Annotated in this window: 15 protein-coding genes; 10 read left to right on the top strand and 5 right to left on the bottom strand. The window is 70.8% G+C overall.

Annotated elements, in window-relative coordinates; genetic code table 11:
* Positions 1-129: 129 nt before the first annotated feature.
* Positions 130-1,257 (top strand): nucleotide disphospho-sugar-binding domain-containing protein, encoded by a 1,128-nt coding sequence (locus A4R43_RS00215; protein WP_113690419.1) that lies wholly within the window; start codon positions 130-132, stop codon positions 1,255-1,257.
* A gap of 10 nt (positions 1,258-1,267) precedes the next feature.
* Here the strand turns inward: A4R43_RS00215 and A4R43_RS00220 are convergent, their stop codons facing one another.
* Positions 1,268-2,680, bottom strand: coding sequence for an FAD-dependent monooxygenase (locus A4R43_RS00220; protein ID WP_113690420.1), 1,413 nt, complete (start codon positions 2,678-2,680; stop codon positions 1,268-1,270).
* Between the two features lie 217 nt (positions 2,681-2,897).
* On the opposite strand from A4R43_RS00220, the gene A4R43_RS00225 reads away from it, so the two are divergent.
* A complete protein-coding gene (locus A4R43_RS00225) occupies positions 2,898-4,034 on the top strand; it encodes a DUF222 domain-containing protein (protein WP_113690421.1) in 1,137 nt (378 codons plus the stop codon).
* Between the two features lie 95 nt (positions 4,035-4,129).
* Here the strand turns inward: A4R43_RS00225 and A4R43_RS00230 are convergent, their stop codons facing one another.
* Genes A4R43_RS00230 through A4R43_RS00245 form a run of 4 tightly spaced genes read right to left on the bottom strand, consistent with a single transcriptional unit; the run spans position 4,130 to position 8,320 of the window.
* Positions 4,130-5,515, bottom strand: a complete 1,386-nt coding sequence (locus tag A4R43_RS00230; protein WP_113690422.1) for an MmgE/PrpD family protein — start codon at positions 5,513-5,515, stop codon at positions 4,130-4,132.
* Positions 5,512-6,333 (bottom strand): cyclase family protein, encoded by an 822-nt coding sequence (locus tag A4R43_RS00235; RefSeq protein WP_113690423.1) that lies wholly within the window; start codon positions 6,331-6,333, stop codon positions 5,512-5,514. The genes A4R43_RS00230 and A4R43_RS00235 overlap by 4 nt, the downstream gene beginning before the upstream one ends.
* Entirely contained in the window at positions 6,330-7,142 is an 813-nt protein-coding gene (locus tag A4R43_RS00240) for an HpcH/HpaI aldolase/citrate lyase family protein (RefSeq protein WP_113690424.1), read from the bottom strand. The genes A4R43_RS00235 and A4R43_RS00240 overlap by 4 nt, the downstream gene beginning before the upstream one ends.
* Complete coding sequence (locus A4R43_RS00245) at positions 7,139-8,320, bottom strand: CaiB/BaiF CoA transferase family protein (RefSeq protein WP_113690425.1); 1,182 nt, start codon at positions 8,318-8,320, stop codon at positions 7,139-7,141. The genes A4R43_RS00240 and A4R43_RS00245 overlap by 4 nt, the downstream gene beginning before the upstream one ends.
* 206 nt (positions 8,321-8,526) lie before the next feature.
* Between A4R43_RS00245 and A4R43_RS00250 the strand changes: the two genes are divergently transcribed.
* The 8 genes from A4R43_RS00250 to A4R43_RS00285 are packed head-to-tail and all read left to right on the top strand — an operon-like array spanning position 8,527 to position 16,501.
* A complete protein-coding gene (locus A4R43_RS00250; RefSeq protein WP_113690426.1) occupies positions 8,527-9,768 on the top strand; it encodes an ABC transporter substrate-binding protein in 1,242 nt (413 codons plus the stop codon).
* Positions 9,765-10,742: a branched-chain amino acid ABC transporter permease gene (locus A4R43_RS00255; protein WP_113690427.1), complete on the top strand. Its 978-nt coding sequence runs from the start codon at positions 9,765-9,767 to the stop codon at positions 10,740-10,742. The genes A4R43_RS00250 and A4R43_RS00255 overlap by 4 nt, the downstream gene beginning before the upstream one ends.
* A complete protein-coding gene (locus A4R43_RS00260) occupies positions 10,739-11,779 on the top strand; it encodes a branched-chain amino acid ABC transporter permease (RefSeq protein WP_113690428.1) in 1,041 nt (346 codons plus the stop codon). The genes A4R43_RS00255 and A4R43_RS00260 overlap by 4 nt, the downstream gene beginning before the upstream one ends.
* The gene (locus tag A4R43_RS00265; RefSeq protein ID WP_236808670.1) at positions 11,776-12,510 is read left to right on the top strand and encodes an ABC transporter ATP-binding protein; all 735 of its coding nucleotides are present in this window, start codon (positions 11,776-11,778) and stop codon (positions 12,508-12,510) included. Before A4R43_RS00260 ends, A4R43_RS00265 begins: the two co-directional genes overlap by 4 nt.
* The gene (locus tag A4R43_RS00270; protein ID WP_113690430.1) at positions 12,497-13,198 is read left to right on the top strand and encodes an ABC transporter ATP-binding protein; all 702 of its coding nucleotides are present in this window, start codon (positions 12,497-12,499) and stop codon (positions 13,196-13,198) included. Before A4R43_RS00265 ends, A4R43_RS00270 begins: the two co-directional genes overlap by 14 nt.
* Positions 13,195-14,505 carry an MmgE/PrpD family protein gene (locus A4R43_RS00275; RefSeq protein ID WP_236808672.1) on the top strand — a complete coding sequence of 437 codons (1,311 nt, stop codon included), beginning with the start codon at positions 13,195-13,197 and terminating at the stop codon, positions 14,503-14,505. The genes A4R43_RS00270 and A4R43_RS00275 overlap by 4 nt, the downstream gene beginning before the upstream one ends.
* Complete coding sequence (locus A4R43_RS00280) at positions 14,505-15,143, top strand: aspartate/glutamate racemase family protein (RefSeq protein ID WP_113690431.1); 639 nt, start codon at positions 14,505-14,507, stop codon at positions 15,141-15,143. Before A4R43_RS00275 ends, A4R43_RS00280 begins: the two co-directional genes overlap by 1 nt.
* Positions 15,140-16,501, top strand: coding sequence for an FAD-dependent oxidoreductase (locus A4R43_RS00285; RefSeq protein ID WP_113690432.1), 1,362 nt, complete (start codon positions 15,140-15,142; stop codon positions 16,499-16,501). Before A4R43_RS00280 ends, A4R43_RS00285 begins: the two co-directional genes overlap by 4 nt.
* Positions 16,502-16,503: the final 2 nt, after the last annotated feature.

Raw genomic sequence — 16,503 nt, forward strand, 5'->3', positions numbered from 1 at the left:
GCGCCCCCGGGGCCTCCCGCCCCGGGGGCACGCGCCTGTCCGGGTTTCGCACGCCGGGAGACGACCGCGGTGGTGCTCTCCTGACACCGTGGTGAGCGGCAGAGCACCCCGGCGGAAGGAGAAGATCCGGTGCGGATCCTGGTCACGACGGTGGCGTTGCCGGGGCACTTCTTCCCGCTGGTTCCGCTCGCCTGGGCGGTCCGCGCGGCGGGGCACGAGGTGCTGGTGGCGTGCGCGGCGGAGTTCCTGCCGACGGTGTTGGCCTCCGGCCTGCCCGCGGTGTCGACCGGGCCGGGGGAGCGGTTCGACGACGTGAGCGCCGACGACAATCCCGAAGCCGGGGTCATCGCGCAGCGACTGGCGCACGGCCGGGTGTTCGGGCGGATGGCCGCGCGGAACTTGCCGGGGCTGACCGCGGTCGCGCGGCTGTGGAAGGCCGATCTGGTGCTCAGCGAGCGCGCCGAGTTCGCCGGGCCGCTGGTGGCGGCGAAACTCGGGCTGCCGCAGGTGGAACTGCACTGGGGGGTGGCGGAACTGCCGGAGTACCGGATGGGCGCGGTGGTCGAACTGGCCAAGCGCGGGCTGCCCGAGCCGCCGGAACCGGGACGGCGGCTCAACCCGTGGCCGCCGTCGCTGCGCAAGCCGTACGCGGCGGGGCACGACGGGCTCCGCCCGCTGTCGTACAACGGGGAAGCCCGCGTGCCGGACTGGGTGATGCGTCCCCGCCACCGGCCGCGGATCTGCCTGACACTGGGAACCGTGGTGCCGCGCAACGGAAGCAGCCAGGTCGCGCACGGCGCGGTGGAGATCGTGCGCGCGTTGTGCGGGCTGGGCGCGGAGGTGGTCGTCGCGATCGAGGACCGGATCGCGGCGAGCTGGCCGCCGTTGCCGCCGGAGGTGCGGCACGCGGGGCGATTGGCGCTGTCGCAGGTGTTCCCGGCTTGTGACGTGGCCATTCACCATGGGGGACAAGGGACTTCGCTGACCGCGCTGGAAGCCGGGCTGCCGCAGCTGGTGCTGCCGGTCTTCGACGACCAGTTCGACAACGCCGACGCGGTGCTGCGGGCCGGTGCCGGGGTGCGGATGCTGCCCCAGGAGGTCGAACCGGCGGCGATCGCGGCCCGGTGCGCGGAGATCCTGGAGAGCGACCGGTACCGGCCCGCGGCGGAGGCGGTGGCGCGGGAGATCGCGGCGCTGCCCACACCGGTGGAGGTGGCGGAGGGGTTCTCCTGGGGTGGGCTGCGGCAGGTGGCTTAGGAAACGCGCCTTAGGTGCGTGGCTTGCCGAACCAGCGGGTGAGGTGGTCGTTCAGGTCGTGCTGGTTGTCGCCGATCCAGGCGACGTAACCGTCGGGGCGGAGCAGGAGGGCCGGGGCGTCCAGTGCGGCGGCGGGGTCGGTGATGAGGTCGACGCGGTCGGGCCAGCCGTCGACGGTCAGCCGTCCGGTGCGGTCGAGCACCAGGCCGCGGCCTTGGTGGAGCTGGTCGTAGAGGCGGCCGTGGTGTAGGTCGAGGTCGGGCAGCCGGCGGCCGAGCAGGTCTGGGCCATTGCCGAAGTTGTAGCGGATGCCGATGGCGGTGATCTTCTCGATCAGGTACTGGTTCACGTCCTCGAAGTCCATCAGCTCGGTGAGCAGTTCGCGCATCGCCCGCGGGCCTGGTTCGGGGGAGGACAGTTCGACTTGGGCGCGCGTGTTGCTCAGGACGTCTTCGGCGACCGGGCGGCGTTCGTCCTGGTAGGTGTCGAGCAGGCCGTCCGGTGCCCAGCCCTGGAGTTGCGCGGCCAGCTTCCAGCCGAGGTTGACGGCGTCCTGAAGGCCGAGGTTCAGGCCCTGGCCGCCGGCGGGCGGATGGATGTGCGCGGCGTCGCCCGCCAGCAGGACCCGGCCGACCCGATAGCGTTCGGCCAGCCGGGTGGCGTCCCCGAAACGGGACAGCCAGCGCGGGGAATGCAGGCCGAAATCCGTTCCGGCGATGGTCCGGAGTTGCTTTTTGAAGTCGTCTAGGGTGGGTGGTTCGGCGCGGTCGGTGACTTCCGCGGCGGGGACCAGGACGCTGTAGGTGTTTTCGCCGAAAGGCCGGATCCAGAATCGCTGGTGTGTGATGTTTGCGGTTTTGCTGGCGATTTCCTCGGGTGATGCGGTTGCCTTTATTTCGCCCATCAGCGTTTCGGTTCGGGAGGGCTCACCGGGGAAGTTGACGCCGAGTTTTTTGCGCACCGTGCTACGGGCGCCGTCGCAGCCGACGAGGTAACGGGATCGGAGTTGTTCGCCGGTGGAGAGTTGGACGGTCACGCCATCCTTGTTTTGTTCGACCCCGGTGACCGCGCAGCCGCGCCGGACCTCGGCGCCGAGGTCGAGCGCGTGTGCTTCGAGCAACTGCTCGACGACTGGTTGTGGGATGCCGAGCAGGTAGGCGTCACCGAGGGAGGCGGGTGCGGGCTTGGGGATGGCTGCGAAGATGCCGCCGACCGGGCGTTTCCGGCCGCGTTCGAGGAACCGGCCGAGCAGGCCGCGCATCGCCAGCAGCTCGAGGCTGCGCACGTGGAGACTGACAATCCGGACGAACGAGACGGGCTGGGTTTCCTTCTCCAGGAGCAGCGTACTTACGCCATGGCGCCGGAGTTCGGCGGCCAGCATGGCCCCGGTCGGCCCAGCTCCGGCAATGATCACATCGAGCATGGGGGTCACTGTATGGGGTGATCGGGGTGGAGCCACCCCGATTTTTGATTGTGACTACGGCGAGGGCCAGCTTGTCAAGGCTGGGAAGAGTACCTTGACAAGCTGGCCCTCGCCGTGTTTTGGCTTTGTATCGGGGATGGGGGAGGTGTGGGTGGGCTTCGTGGTCGGCTTTTGTATTCACCGTTTCGTTTCGAACGTATGTGTGGTATGATGTGGTATGGAATCTTCTGAGGGGGAGATCCTCCTTGATTTGAAATCCACTGCTGCGGAGATTGCCCGGCTTGAGGCTCGGTTGGTCCGGCAGGTGGTTTCCTTTGCTCGCTCGGCGTCGGTTCGGCGCGGAGTGGCGGAGGAATTGTCCATGGCGTTGTGTATGACCAAGTACAAGGCCCACGCGCTGATCGGCCATGCGGAGGGCTTGGTTGATCGCTTCCCGGCTGTGCTGGGGTTGGTGGAGGCTGGGGCTGTGCCGATGGCCTCGGCGGTCGCCGTGAATGACGCGGCGGCCTGGCTGGCTGACGACAAGGCGGCGGTGGTTGATGAGGTCATGTCCGGTCGCCTTGTCGACAAGAACCCGACCCAGGCCCGCCGCTCGGCAACTTCGGCGGCGGCTCGCGCTGATCCTGAAGGTTTCGAGGAACGCGCCCGCAGCCCACGCGAAGACCGTGGTCTCCAGCTGCATCACGGTGTTGCTGGCGTGGCTGGGTTGTCCCTGGAGAACGCGCCGGTGGAGAAGGCCGTCGCGGCGTATGTGTGCGTGGATCGCCAAGCTCGTCTGTTGAAGACTGCTGACGAGACCCGCACCCTGGACCAGCTGCGTGCCGACGTGGCTCTGGACATGCTGGTGGGCAAGCAGTTCGGTGGTGAGGTGAAGGCCCACGTGTATCTGTATCTGGATGCCCTCACCTACGCCGGTCTCCGCAATGAACCCGCCGAGCTGGCGGGGCACGGGCCGATCCCGGCGTCGCTTGCCCGCGACATCGCCGCTCACCCTGGCACTGTCTTCCAGCGAATTATCACTGATCCGGTGGATGGGCAGGTTATGGAACTTGGCCGCCGCCGTTACCGGCCTCGGGCTGGGCTGGATGAGCTGGTGCGAGTCCGGGATCGCGAATGTCGTCGTCCCGGTTGTACCCGTCCGGCCCAGTTCGGCGACCTTGATCACTGCGACAGTCGCGGCCGAGGTTGGAAAGACGGATGTCCCACCGGCGCGACCACTCTCGTCGGGTTGTGCCGAGCCGACCACAAACTCCGCGATGTCCCCGGCTGGCACCACCAAGTCGCCCCCGATGGCACGTTGACGATCACCACCCCGGCCAATCAGACGTACACCAGCCGACCCGAGCCACTGTAGGCAACCTTGGCTCCGCCGAGGTGGCACCCCGGCCGTCTCGTTGGTCGGCCAGGGCTGTACCGGCGCGCCGAAGCGACAGGTCATCCCGGAGGGTGTCAGGGGGTGAGTTCGCGCGTCAGCATCGAAAGGTCGTCCAGTTCGGACAAGCCCAAGGCCAGTTCGGCGATTCGCGTGGCGCGGGTGGGGTCGACAGTGCGGGTGGCGTTGAGGCGGAACTTCGTCGCCAGTTCCTCGTTCGACAGGGGGTTTCCGCTGCCCCCGCGGTTGGCGTGGACGCGTTCTTCCAGCAGGCTGCCATCGCGCAGCCAGACCCGGAGGACCGCCGGGAACTGGTGCGGGAAGATCTCGTCACAACGCGCGTCGGGGACGCAGGTGACCTTGGCGGCCAGGGCCAGCCGTGCGGGGTCCGCGGCCGCCTCGTCGGTGAAGTCTTCGTGGAAGACGCCGAGGCCGCCGCCGCCCAGCAGGCCCGCGGCTACCGTGTAGGGGCCGGAGAACGCGGCGTGGTAACCCGACTCGGGCGCGATCTTCGCCTCCCTCGGTTCGCCGATGGTGCGCAGGACCGCGGTCGGGGCGCCCAGTTCGATGCGGTCGATGTCCGCCGGGTCGACGCCGCGGGCGGCGATGCGCCGGGCCGCGTCGATGCCCGCGTGGGTGAAGTGGTTGCAGGGATACGGTTTGAAGAAGATGCCGGGTAGTTCCCAGGCGTCGCCGAGGGCGTCGGTGATGGCGGCGAGGTTTACCTGGTCACCGCAGAAAGCCTGGAGTAGACCGAACCGTCCTTCGAGGACAGTGGGCGGGCCGGTGATGCCGGTGCGGGCGAGACCGGCCGCGGTGACCGCCGAGTGCGCGGCCCAGCCGCAGTGGATGCGCTTCACCGTGCCACCGGTGCGATTCGCCTCCAGCAAACCCGCGCCCATGCTCGACGCGATGCCGAGTGCGTCGGCAACGTCCACATCGGACAGCATGGCCGAAGCCGCCGCGCCGCCGAGGGCACCGCAGATCGCGGTGGCGTGCAGGCCGCGTTCGAAGAACACCGAGTTGCCCAGCGCCTCGTCGTACCCGGCCATGCCGATCCGGACGGCGATTTCCACGCCGACCCCGATCGCGTCGAGCAGTTGCGCGCCGGTGGCCCCGCGGGTTTCGGCGGTGGCCAGCGCCGCGGGCACCACCGAAGCCGACGGGTGGAGCACGGAGGGCAGGTGCGTGTCGTCGAAGTCCAGTGAGTGCGCGAGCGTGCCGTTGAGCAGCGCGGCGCTCGGCTCGGGCAGGCGACCGGCACCGATCGCGGTGGCCCTGCCTTCACCACCCCATTCGCGGACCAGCGTGCCGACCGCGGCGGCCGGGGGCTCGGCGGTGGCGGCCAGGCTGTTGCCGAGCACGTCGAGCACCCGCCGGGCGGCGTCGGCCCGCAGTTCGGCCGGGAGTCCCTTGTGCCGTACGGAATCGGCGAACGCGGCCAGCTGCTGTACCAGAGTCATGCGCTCACCGCCGCGAGCGGGCGGATCGGGGAACCGGTGCCGCCGGTGATCCGCAGCGGCGCCAGCAGGAAGGTGAACTCACGCACCCCCGACTCGGCGATCTGCTCCAGGTTCAGGTGTTCCATGATGAAGATGCCCGACTCGACCAGCAGCACCCGGTGCACCGGCAGCACGGCGTGCCCGGCACCGGCCGGGATCTGCTCGTAGGCGGTGGTGTCGGCGCCGGTCGCGACCACCTGCCGCGCGGCCAGCCACTGCCCGGCGCTCACCGTGGCACCCGGCACCCCGGTCTGCTTGCCGAGGTAGGCCGGGGTGTCGGCGAAGTTGCGGGCCCAGCCGGTGCGGATCAGCGCCACGTCACCGGGACCGGGCTCGGCGCCGGCGAGTTCCGCGGCGGCTTCGAGGTCGTCGGCGGTGACGCCGTAACCACCGGGCAGCGTCGGCACGCCGTGCACCGCCGCCACGTCGAGCAGCACCCCGCGGCGCAGCAGGCCGGGCAGGTTTTCCGCGCCGTGCGTGGTGAAAACGCCGCCCTTCTGCGCTTCGCTCGCGTCCACGCCGCCGTGCAGTTCACCGCAGTGGCTCACGTGGGACAGCGCGTCGATGTGCGTGCCGACGTGCCCGCCGGTCACGATGATCTCGTTGGCGGCCGAGCCGCCGTCGGGCCGTTCCATGTCACCGTGCCGCCGGATCAGCGTCATCCGAAAGCCGGGGTGGTTCGGCGAGCACGGCATGCCGGTGAAGAACGGCTGGCCGAGCTCGATCAGCCGCACGCCGCCGATGACGGCTTCGAGCAGCGGATCCTGGGTGCGTGTCATGACTGGGGGCCTTCCTTGACGTACTGGTCCGCGATCGAGAGCAGCCACCGCGCGCGCTCGAGCACCGCCTTGTCGACAAACTGTCCATTGTGGTCTATCCAGGCCGCCTGGTCGTGACCGGCGACCGAGCGCGCCCAGGCGAGTTCCTCTTCGTCCGGCTCGCACACCTCGTGCACCACCGGGATCTGCGCGGGGTGGATCACCGAGCGGCCGAAGAACCCGGCCCGCCGCCCGGCCACGGTGTCCGCCCGCAGACCGCCGAGGTCGCGCACCGCGGTCCACACGCTCTGCACGGGACTCGGCAGGCCGGCGGCCCGTGCGGCGACCACCACCCGCGAGCGGGGCCAGTCCAGCGCCGGCCCGCCGGCGACCCGCAGATCGGCGGCGAGATCGGCTTCTCCCAGCGAAATCCCGCCGACCAGCGGGTGCGCGGTGGCCAGCGCGAACGCGTTTTCCACGCCCAGCGCCGATTCCAGGATCGGGAACACCGGAACGCCGAGCTGGTCGGCGACCCGTCGCAGCTCGCCGGGATCCTCGGACTTGGGCACGCGCACCCCGGCCAGCGCACCGGTGGAGGCGGCCAGCGCGCGCAGGTCCGCTTCACCGGCGTCGCTGCCGGGTGCGTTGATCCGGACGTAGGCCGCGTGGTCCGCGAGAGTGGCCAGAACATGCTGCCGCGCTTCGGCCTTCGCGGCAGGCGCGACCGCGTCCTCCAGGTCCAGCACCACCGCGTCGGCCTCGCCCGCCAGCGCCTTGGCCATCCGGTCCGGGCGGTCACCCGGCACGTAGAGCCAGCTGCGCGCGATCACCGGATGACGCCCTTCTCCCGCAGCGAATCCAGGTCCGTGATGCCGTAGCGCGCGAGCACCTGCTCGGTGTGCGCGCCGAGCGGGGCGCCGGTGGAGCGAATGCCACCCGGTGTCCGCGACAGCCGGAACAACACGTTCTGCATCTTCACCGGGCCCAGTTCGTCGTCGTCGAGCGTGGCGATCGTGCCGAGCGCCTGGAACTGCGGGTCGGCCAGGATGTCGGCCGCGTTGTAGATCGGCGCGACCGCCGCCTGCGCCTCTTCGAACGCCTTGATCACCTCGTCGCGGTCGCGCTGCGCGATCCACGAACCGACGGCCTCGTCGAGTTCGTCGGCGTGCTGGGCGCGTTCGCGGCCGGAGGCGAACCACGGTTCGTCGATCAGCTCCGGCCTGCCGACCAGGCGCATCACGCGTTCCGCGATGGACTGCGCGCTGGTGGAAATCGCCACCCAGCGCCCGTCGCGGGTGCGGTAGGTGTTGCGCGGCGCGTTGTTCGCCGATCGGTTGCCGGTGCGTTCCTGCAGCTCACCGAGCTGGTCGTAGGCGATCAGCTGCGGCCCGAGCAGGGTGAGGATGGGCTCGATGATGGCCAGGTCCACCACCTGGCCTTCGCCGGTCCGCTCCCGCGCGCGCAACGCGGTCAGCACGGCGAAGGCGGTGGTCAGCGCCGCGATGCCGTCGGCGAGGCCGAACGGCGGCAGCGTCGGCGGCCCGTCCGGTTCCCCGGTGATCGCGGCGAACCCGCTCATCGCCTCGGCGAGCGTGCCGAACCCCGGCCGCTTGGCGTACGGGCCGACCTGCCCGAACCCGGTGACGCGGGCGAGCACCAGCCCGGGATTGATCTCGCGCAGCTCGTCGTAACCGAGGCCCCAGCGCTCCAGCGTGCCGGGGCGGAAGTTCTCGATCACCACGTCGGCGTCGGCCACCAGCCGCCGGAAGACCTCCTGCCCTTCCGGCGAACCGAGGTAGAGCGTGATGGCCTCCTTGCCGCGGCCGAGCATCTTCCACCACAGGCCGACCCCGTCGCGCTGCGCGCCGTGGCTGCGCACCGGATCACCGTCCGGGTGCTCGATCTTGATCACCTCGGCGCCGAAGTCGGCCAGCATCGTCGCGGCGAGGGGACCGGCGAACAGCGTGGCCGTGTCGAGCACCCGGATTCCGGACAAAGCGCCGGTCATGCGGCCTACCTGCCTCTCGATCATTGTTTCTTTGAGGGAAACGACGGTGTGAACGATGTTCCCGTTGCGCTCGCGACCAAGTTCGCACTGATCCGGCCGTCAAGTCAAGCGGGCCAGGTTATTGACCTCCAGCAAGGGCGGATGTCACGATGGCTCATCACCTCGCCGGTGTTTCTCTCAGCGAAACATCAGAAACGGAGCGTGGCATGGCGGTACGGGCACTGGTGGCCGTTCTGAGCGCGGGCGCGCTGCTGGCCACCGCGGCCTGCGGTGGCTCGGCGCCCTCAGGTGCCGCGGGCGCGGCGTCCGGCCGGGACGAGGGGCCGGTGAAGATCGGCGCACTGCACCCGGTCAGCGGCGCCTTCGCGGTCGACGGCCAGCAGATGCGCCGCGGTGCCGAGCTGGCGGTCGAGCAGCTGAACCGGAACGGCGGCGTGGCCGGGCGGCCGGTCGAGCTGATCACCGGGGACACGCAGGGCAAGGCGGAGGTCGGCCAGAGCGAGGCGCAGCGGCTGATCGCCGAGGGCGCGGCCGGGCTGGTCGGCACCTACCAGAGCGCGGTGAGCACCAACGTGGCCGTGGTGGCCGAGCGCAACAAGGTGCCGTTCGTGATGGACGTGACCGCGTCGGACGCCATCTTCACCCACGGCTACCGCTATTCGTTCCGCGTGCAGCCCGGCAGCACCGTGATCGCCACGGCCGCGGCGAACTACCTCAAGGAGGTCTCGGCGCGCACCGGCAAGCCGGTCCGCAAGGTGGCCTTCCTGCACGAGCAGACCGACTTCGGCCGCGGTGCCGCCGAGGGCTTCACCAAGGCCGCCGCGAAGCTGGGCATCGAGGTCGGGCCGGACATCAGCTACGACGCCACCACCGTCTCCGACCTGACCGCGCAGCTCACCCAGGTCAAGGCCTCGGGCGCGGACGTGCTCGCGGTGGCCGGTTACTACTCCGACAGCCTGCTCGTCTCGCGCGCCCTCGCTTCGGTGAAGCCGGATCTCGACGCGGTGTGGGGCGTTTCCAACGGCGCCTACGACCAGCCGAAGTTCGTCGCCGACGCGGGTCCCGGCGCGGAGCTGTACTTCAACACCAACTACCACTACGACGCGACCAAGCCGGAGACCATCGCGTTGCGCGCGGAGTACCAGCGCCGCTACGGCGACCCGATGCGCACCGGTGCCGTGCTCGCCTACGACGCGGTGCAGGTGATCGCGCAGGCGGTGGCGAAGTCCGGCAGCACCGATCCGGAACGCGTGCGCGACACCATCAGCACGCAGGAGGTCGAGCCGCTGACCGTCGGCAACGGCCCCATTTCCTTCGACGGCAAGGGCGACAACCGCCACGCCGTGCCGGTGCTCACCCAGGTGCAGGGCGGTGTGATCAAACAGGTCCACCCGCCCCAGATCGCCGAATCCGAACCCGACTACAGCGTGATGTGGCGGCAGCGATGACAACAGCGACCGAGGTTTCCCCGGCTTCGCGCACCGGGATGATCAAACGCGGTGGGGTGCTCGCCGCGGTGGTGGTGGCGGCCATCGCGCTGGCGCTGCTGCAGTCCGGCAGCGCGCTGGTGGTGTGGCAGTCGGTGGTCACCGGCATTCTCACCGGCGGGCTCTACGGCCTGATCGCGATGGGCCTGACGCTGATCTTCGGCGTGCTCGACATCGTCAACTTCGCCCACGGCGCCCTGCTCGCGGTGGCCATGTTCCTGGCGTTCGGCGTGGTGCAGGCGACCGGCCTGCACCCGTATCTGGCGCTGGTGGTGGCGGTGCCCGCGTTGTTCCTGCTCGGCGCGGCGGTGCACCGCGGCCTGCTTTCGGGCCGCGGCGGCGGTTCACTGGAGAACCAGCTGCTCATCACGCTCGGGCTGTCCTTGTTGCTGGAGAACGGGTTGCTGCTGTTCTTCGGCGCCGAACCACGCAGCGTGAAACTGCCGGGGGAGATCCAGATCCCGTTGTTCGGCGCGGTGGTCGCCGGTTCGCGGCTCTACGCCTTCCTCGGCGCGGTGCTGCTCGGCGCGGTGCTGTACTGGCTGCTGCGCCGGACCCGGCTCGGCACCGCGATCCGCGCGGTCGCCGCGAACGGGCCGGGTGCGGAACTGGTCGGCATCAACGTCCGCCGCCTGCACACGCTCACCTTCGCCATCGGCACCGCGTGTGCCGGGGCCGCCGCGGTGCTGGCCGCGCCGCTGATCTCGATCACGCCCACGCTCGGCGCGCAGTTCAACATCACCGCGTTTGTGGTGGTGGTGCTCGGCGGCATGGGCAACGTGGTCGGGGCGCTGGTCGGCGGCCTGCTGATCGGCCTGGTCGAGCAGCTCACCACGATCTTCCTGAACGGGCAAAGCTCCCTGCTGGGTGTGTTTGTGGTGTTCGTGCTGGTGCTGTTCCTTCGCCCGCAGGGACTGTTCGGGAGGCGCGCGTGAGCACCACGATCGAACGACCGGCGCCAACCCCGGTCAAGGCGCCGCCTTTGCGCCCGCAGCACCGGCAGCTGGCGATTCTCGCGGTGCTCGTGCTGCTGGCGATCCCGCTGCCGCTGCTGCTACCGCCCGCGCTCGGCGCGGTCGCCGTGCGCATCCTGATCTTCCTGCTGATGGCGGTCGGCTGGAACATCATGAGCGGTTTCGGCGGCATGTTCAGCTTCGGCCACGCCGCCTACTTCGGCCTCGGCGCGTACACCAGCGTCTACCTGCTGGTGGAGCACGGGATTTCACCGTGGATCGGCATGGTGGCCGGCATGGTGGTGGCCGCCGCGGTGGCGGTGGTGATCGGCTACTTCTCGTTCCGCTACCAGCTCCAGGGCGCGTACTTCGCGCTGACCACCTTCGCCTTCGCCGAGGCGCTGCGGCTGATCGCCACCAGCAGCGACTTCGTCAACCGCGCGGTCGGCTTCCAGGTGCCCCTGATCCAGGGGGAATCGTTGTGGCAGCTGCAGTTCGCCGCCGACTCGCCGGCCTACTTCTGGGTGGCGCTGGTGCTGGCCGGGCTCGCGGTGGCGGTCAGCATCGTGTTCCTGCACTCGCGGGCTGGCAAGTACGTCACCGCGATCCGCGACGACGAGCTGGCCGCCGCTTCGCTCGGCACGCCGGTGCTGCGGCACAAGCTGCTCACCGTGGCGCTGTCCGCCGCGATCACCGCGGTGGCCGGGGCGTACTACACGCAGTACTACCTCTTTGTGAACCCGGACCTGGCCTTCGGCGCCTCGGTGTCCATCCAGGCCATCGTGCCGGTGGTGATCGGCGGCATCGGCACGGTGTGGGGTCCGGTGGTCGGCTCGGTGATCATGGGCTCGCTGTCCGACGTGACCGCGACGCTGCTGCGCACCCCGCCGGAGTTCCTCGGCTTCCTGCAGGGCCGCAGCGGGCTGGACGTGGTGCTGTACGCGATCCTGCTGATCCTCATCGTGCGCCTGCTGCCGAAGGGGATCGTGGGCACGCTCAAGGAGAGGTGGCGGCGATGAGCCTGCTGCGGATTTCGGGCGCCGGCAAGTCGTTCCGCGGCCTGCACGCACTGTCCGATGTGGACTTGGAGGTCGGCGAGGGCGAGATCGTCGGCATCATCGGGCCGAACGGGGCAGGCAAGACCACGCTGTTCAACGTGGTCTGCGGGGCGCTCAAGCCGGACACCGGCACGGTGACGCTCGACGGCCGCGACCTGACCGGCGCGTCGCCGGACCGCATCGCCCGCGCCGGCATGGTGCGCACGTTCCAGCTGATGCGCCCGTTCACCAGCATGACCGTGGTGCAGAACGTCAGCCTCGCCGCCCAGCACCGGCGGATGTCCGCGAAACGGCTGTACGAGCATTCGCTGGCCGTGGTCGAGCGCGTCGGCCTCGGCCCGTGGGCGCACCGCCTGGCCACCGAGCTGCCCACGGCCGGGCTCAAGCGCCTCGAACTGGCCCGCACGCTGGCCATGCGGCCGCGGGTGCTGCTGCTCGACGAGGTGCTGGCCGGACTGGTGCCCGCGGAACGGGAGCCGGTGCTCGACCTGCTCGCCGAGCTGCGTGAGCAGGACGGCACCACGCTGCTGTTCATCGAGCACATCATGGCCGCGGTGATGCGGTTGTCCGATCGGGTGCTGGTGCTGGACCAGGGGCGCGTGCTGGCCACCGGCGCGCCCGAGGAGGTCACCAGCGACCCCCGGGTGATCGACGCCTATCTCGGGGAGGAGCCCGCCCGTGTTGACTCTTGACCAGGTGTGCGCGGGATATGGCCGCATGCGCATCCTGCACGAGATCGACCTGCACCTCGGCGAAGGCGAGATCGTGGCGCTGGTCGGCGCGAACGGCGCGGGCAAGACGACCACGCTGCGGTCCATCTGCGGCCAGCTGCGGGTGTCCTCGGGCTCGATCACCTTCGACGGCAAGCCGGTCTCGGGCCGCAGGCCGGACCAGCTGGTCCGCGAGGGGCTGGTGCACGTGCCGGAGGACCGCGCCTTGTTCGGCACGCTGACCGTGGAGGAGAACCTGCGCATGGGCGCGTGGACCCGCACGGCCGAGCAGGCCGAGGCCTCGCTGCGCGAGGTGCACGAGCTGTTCCCGATCTTGGCCGAACGCGGTTCGCAGCTCGCGCAGACCTTCAGCGGCGGCCAGCAGCAGATGCTGGCCATCGCGCGTGCGCTGATGGCCGGGCCGCGGCTGCTGATGCTCGACGAGCCGTCGACCGGGCTGTCGCCGAAGCTGACCTGGACCATGCTCGACGCGGTCCGCCGGATCCGCGACACCGGGGTGTCGGTGTTGCTGGTGGAGCAGAACGCCAAGCAGGCGCTGGCCATCGCGGACCGGGCGTACGTGCTGGAAAGCGGGTCGACGGTGCTCGAGGGCACCGGCGCGGAACTGGCGGACGACGAACGCGTGCGGAAGGCGTACCTGGGTCTGTGAGCGAAGAACACGTTGCCGAACTGGGGAAGTGGGTCGCCGGACTAGCCATGGTGGAGAGTTCGCCGGTTGATCGGCTGGGCCTGGTGCTGCTCGACGTCCTCGGGGTGACGGCACTGGGCACCGGCCAGCCCGAGCACCGGGCGCTGCACGCGGCCTGGCGGCCGCCCGCCGGGCCGGCGCCGCTGATCGGCACCGGAGCGCGGGTTTCCGTGGACGCCGCCGCCTGGCTCGGCGCGATGGCGCTGGTGTCGCGCGAACTGGACGAGGGCAACAAGTACGCGAAGGGACATCCGGCCGCACACGGCTTTCCCGCGGTGCTCGCGCTCGCCGCCGAACTCGACAGCAGCGGCGCCGACCTCGCCGCCGCCCTGCTCGCGGCGTACGAAGTGGCCTCGCGGTTCGGCCGCGCCACGAAGCTGCGCCAGGGCATGCATCCACACGGGAACTGGGGCGTGCCGGGTGCCGCGGCGGGGTGCGCGCGGCTGCTCGGCCTGGACGCGGCCGCCACCGCCGCCGCGATCGACACCGCCGCCGGACTGCCCGTCGCCGGGCACTTCGCGTCCGCCACTTCGGGGAATCCGGTGCGTGACGCCTGGCTGGGCGCGGCCAACGTGTCCGGTCTGGTGGCGGCGCGCATGGCCGCCGGCGGAATGGCCCGCAACACCGGCACCGCCGCGTTGTCGCTGGGTGAGCTGCTGGGATCGTTCGACTCCACCGAGCTGACCGCGGAACTCGGCACCCGCTGGGACATCACGCTCGGCTACTTCAAGCGGCACGCGGCCTGCTCGTTCACCCACCCCGCAGTGGACGCGGTGCTCACGCTGCGCGGTCCGGACATCGAGGGCGTGCTGGTGGAAACGCACGCACTCGGTGCCGGACTGTCCGGTGTGGACTGGGACAACCGGCTGTCGGCGATGTTCTCCACCCCGTTCGCCGTCGCGGCCGCCGCGGTGACCGGCGCCGTCGGCCCCGGCGCGCCGATCGACGATCCCGAGGTGCGCGCGCTGGCCAGGCGGGTCCGGCTGGTCGAGGCCGACGACCTCACCGCCCGCCTGCCGGACGAGCGGGCCGCGCGCGTCACGGTGACCTACACCGGTGGCGGTTCGCGGACCGCCGAGGTGCCCAATCCGATCGGCGACGCCGACCACCACCCGCTGGGCGAGGCCGACGTCGCCGCCCTGCTCCGCGCGTGGCTGCCGGACCGGCCGGGCCTGGTCGAGCGGGCGGTGGCGCTGAGCCGCGACCTGCCGGGCCTGCCAGCCACCGGTGACGCGCTGCGCGCACTCGACGGAAAGGAGCAGAGCTGATGCGAGCACTCGCGGTGACACCGATCCACCTCCCGCCGGAGGAGATCGCCCGTCGCCAGTCGCGGTACGACCGCCTCGCGCCCCCGGGGCTGGAGATCGAGCTGCGTGACGTCGGCCCGGCCGCGCCGTCCGCTTTGGACACGGACGGGTCGGTCCGCGATTCCGAGCGTGCCGTTGCCGCCGCGTTGGCCGCGGCGGACGGAGACTGGGCTGTGGCCTTCCCGGACTGCGTGCTCGACCCGGCGGTGCCCGAGCGCGTGGCCGCCGGGCCGCGGCCGGTGCACGGCCTGCTGAAGCTGAGCGCGTCGCAGCTGGCGGCCAAGGGGGAGCGGTTCGGCGCGGTGGTGCGCAACGAGGCCATCGGGCGGGAGCTGCGCAGTCGGCTCGGCGCGTACGGGCTGACCCCGTTCCTCGCCGGAGTGCGCGTGCTGGACCTGCCGTTCGAGGCCATCGCCGACACGGCCGCCTGGAACGCCGCGCTCGGTGACGCGGTGCGCGAACTCGCCGGACAAGGCGCCACGGCGGTGCTCAACGGCTGTTCAGCGGTGGATGTCACCCCGGCGGATCTGCCCGCGCGCATCGTCGACCCGACCGCGCTGGCGCTCGCCGTGCTGATGGCGGAAGGGGTGCCCGCGTGAGCGAAGGTCCCGATCTGGTCGTGGCGGGTGCGGGCGGTGGGCTCGCCGGGGCGCTGCGTGCCGCCGAACTCGGGTTGAGCGTGCTCGTGGTCGAAGCCAGCGAGCACTTCCGCCGCGGCAACAACACTTCCATGTCCACCGCGATGTTCCCCGGTGCCGGTTCGCGCTGGCAGCGCGAGGCCGGGATCACGGACTCCCCGGACGCCTTCGTCGCGGACATCATGGCCAAGACCCACGGCGAGGCCGAACCACGGCTGGCGCGCACACTGGCCGAGGTCAGTGCGCCGCTGGTGGAATGGCTGGCCGACTCGGTGCGGTTGCCGCTTTCGCTGGTCACCGACTTCAACTACCCGGGCCACGCCGTGCCGCGCTGCCATTCCATTCCCGGCAGGCACGGGTCCGGCGTGATCGACCACCTGGCGCGCGCGGTTACCGAGCACCCCGCCATCGACCTGCTGGTGCCCGCGAAACTGGTCGATGTGCTGACCACTGTGGACGGTGCGGTGCGGGCGGTGGTGGTCCGCGATCCCAGTGGCGCGGAGGAGGAGATCCCGACTCGCGCGGTGCTGCTGGCCACCAACGGCTACGGCGCCGACAGCGAACTGGTGCGGCGCCACCTGCCGGAGATCGCGGGCGCGCTGTACCAGGGCAGCGATCAGTCGCTCGGTGATGCCCTCCGAATCGGGGAAAAGCTCGGCGCCGCAACGGGTTTCCTGGACGCCTACCAGGGGCACGGCGCGGTCGCGGCGAGCGCGGGCACACTGGTCGGCTGGGCCACCATCATTCACGGCGGCATCCTGGTCGATCTCGGCGGACGGCGGTTCGGCGACGAGACGCGGGGTTATTCGGAGTACGCCGCCGAACTGGCCGCGCGGCCCGGCGGCACCGGCTGGATCCTGCTCGACGAGGTGATCTTCGAGCAGTGCCAGCCGTTCCAGGACTTCCGCGACACGGTCTCGGCCGGTGCGGTGCACTTCGCCGACGACGTACCGTCGCTGGCGCGGAGCACCGGACTGCCCGAGGACGCGCTCGCGGACGAACTCGGCACGGCGGCCGCGATCGCCCGCGGTGAGCGCGCCGACGAATTCGGCCGCACCAACTGGGAACGCCCGCTCACGCCCCGCTACGCCGCGGTCCGCGTGGTGCCCGCGCTGTTCCACACCCAGGGTGGCTTGCTGGTCAATGAGTACGCGGCCGTGGTCGACCCCGAGGACCGGCCGATCCCCGGGCTGTACGCGGCGGGTGGTGCCGCCGCCGGGATCTCCGGCCACGGCGCCGCCGGTTACCTGCCGGGCAACGGCCTGCTGCCCGCGTTCGGGCTGGCCTACCTGGCCGCGAACGACATCGCTAAGGAGTGAAC

Source organism: Amycolatopsis albispora (genome assembly GCF_003312875.1).
In the GTDB taxonomy this organism is placed as follows: domain Bacteria; phylum Actinomycetota; class Actinomycetes; order Mycobacteriales; family Pseudonocardiaceae; genus Amycolatopsis; species Amycolatopsis albispora.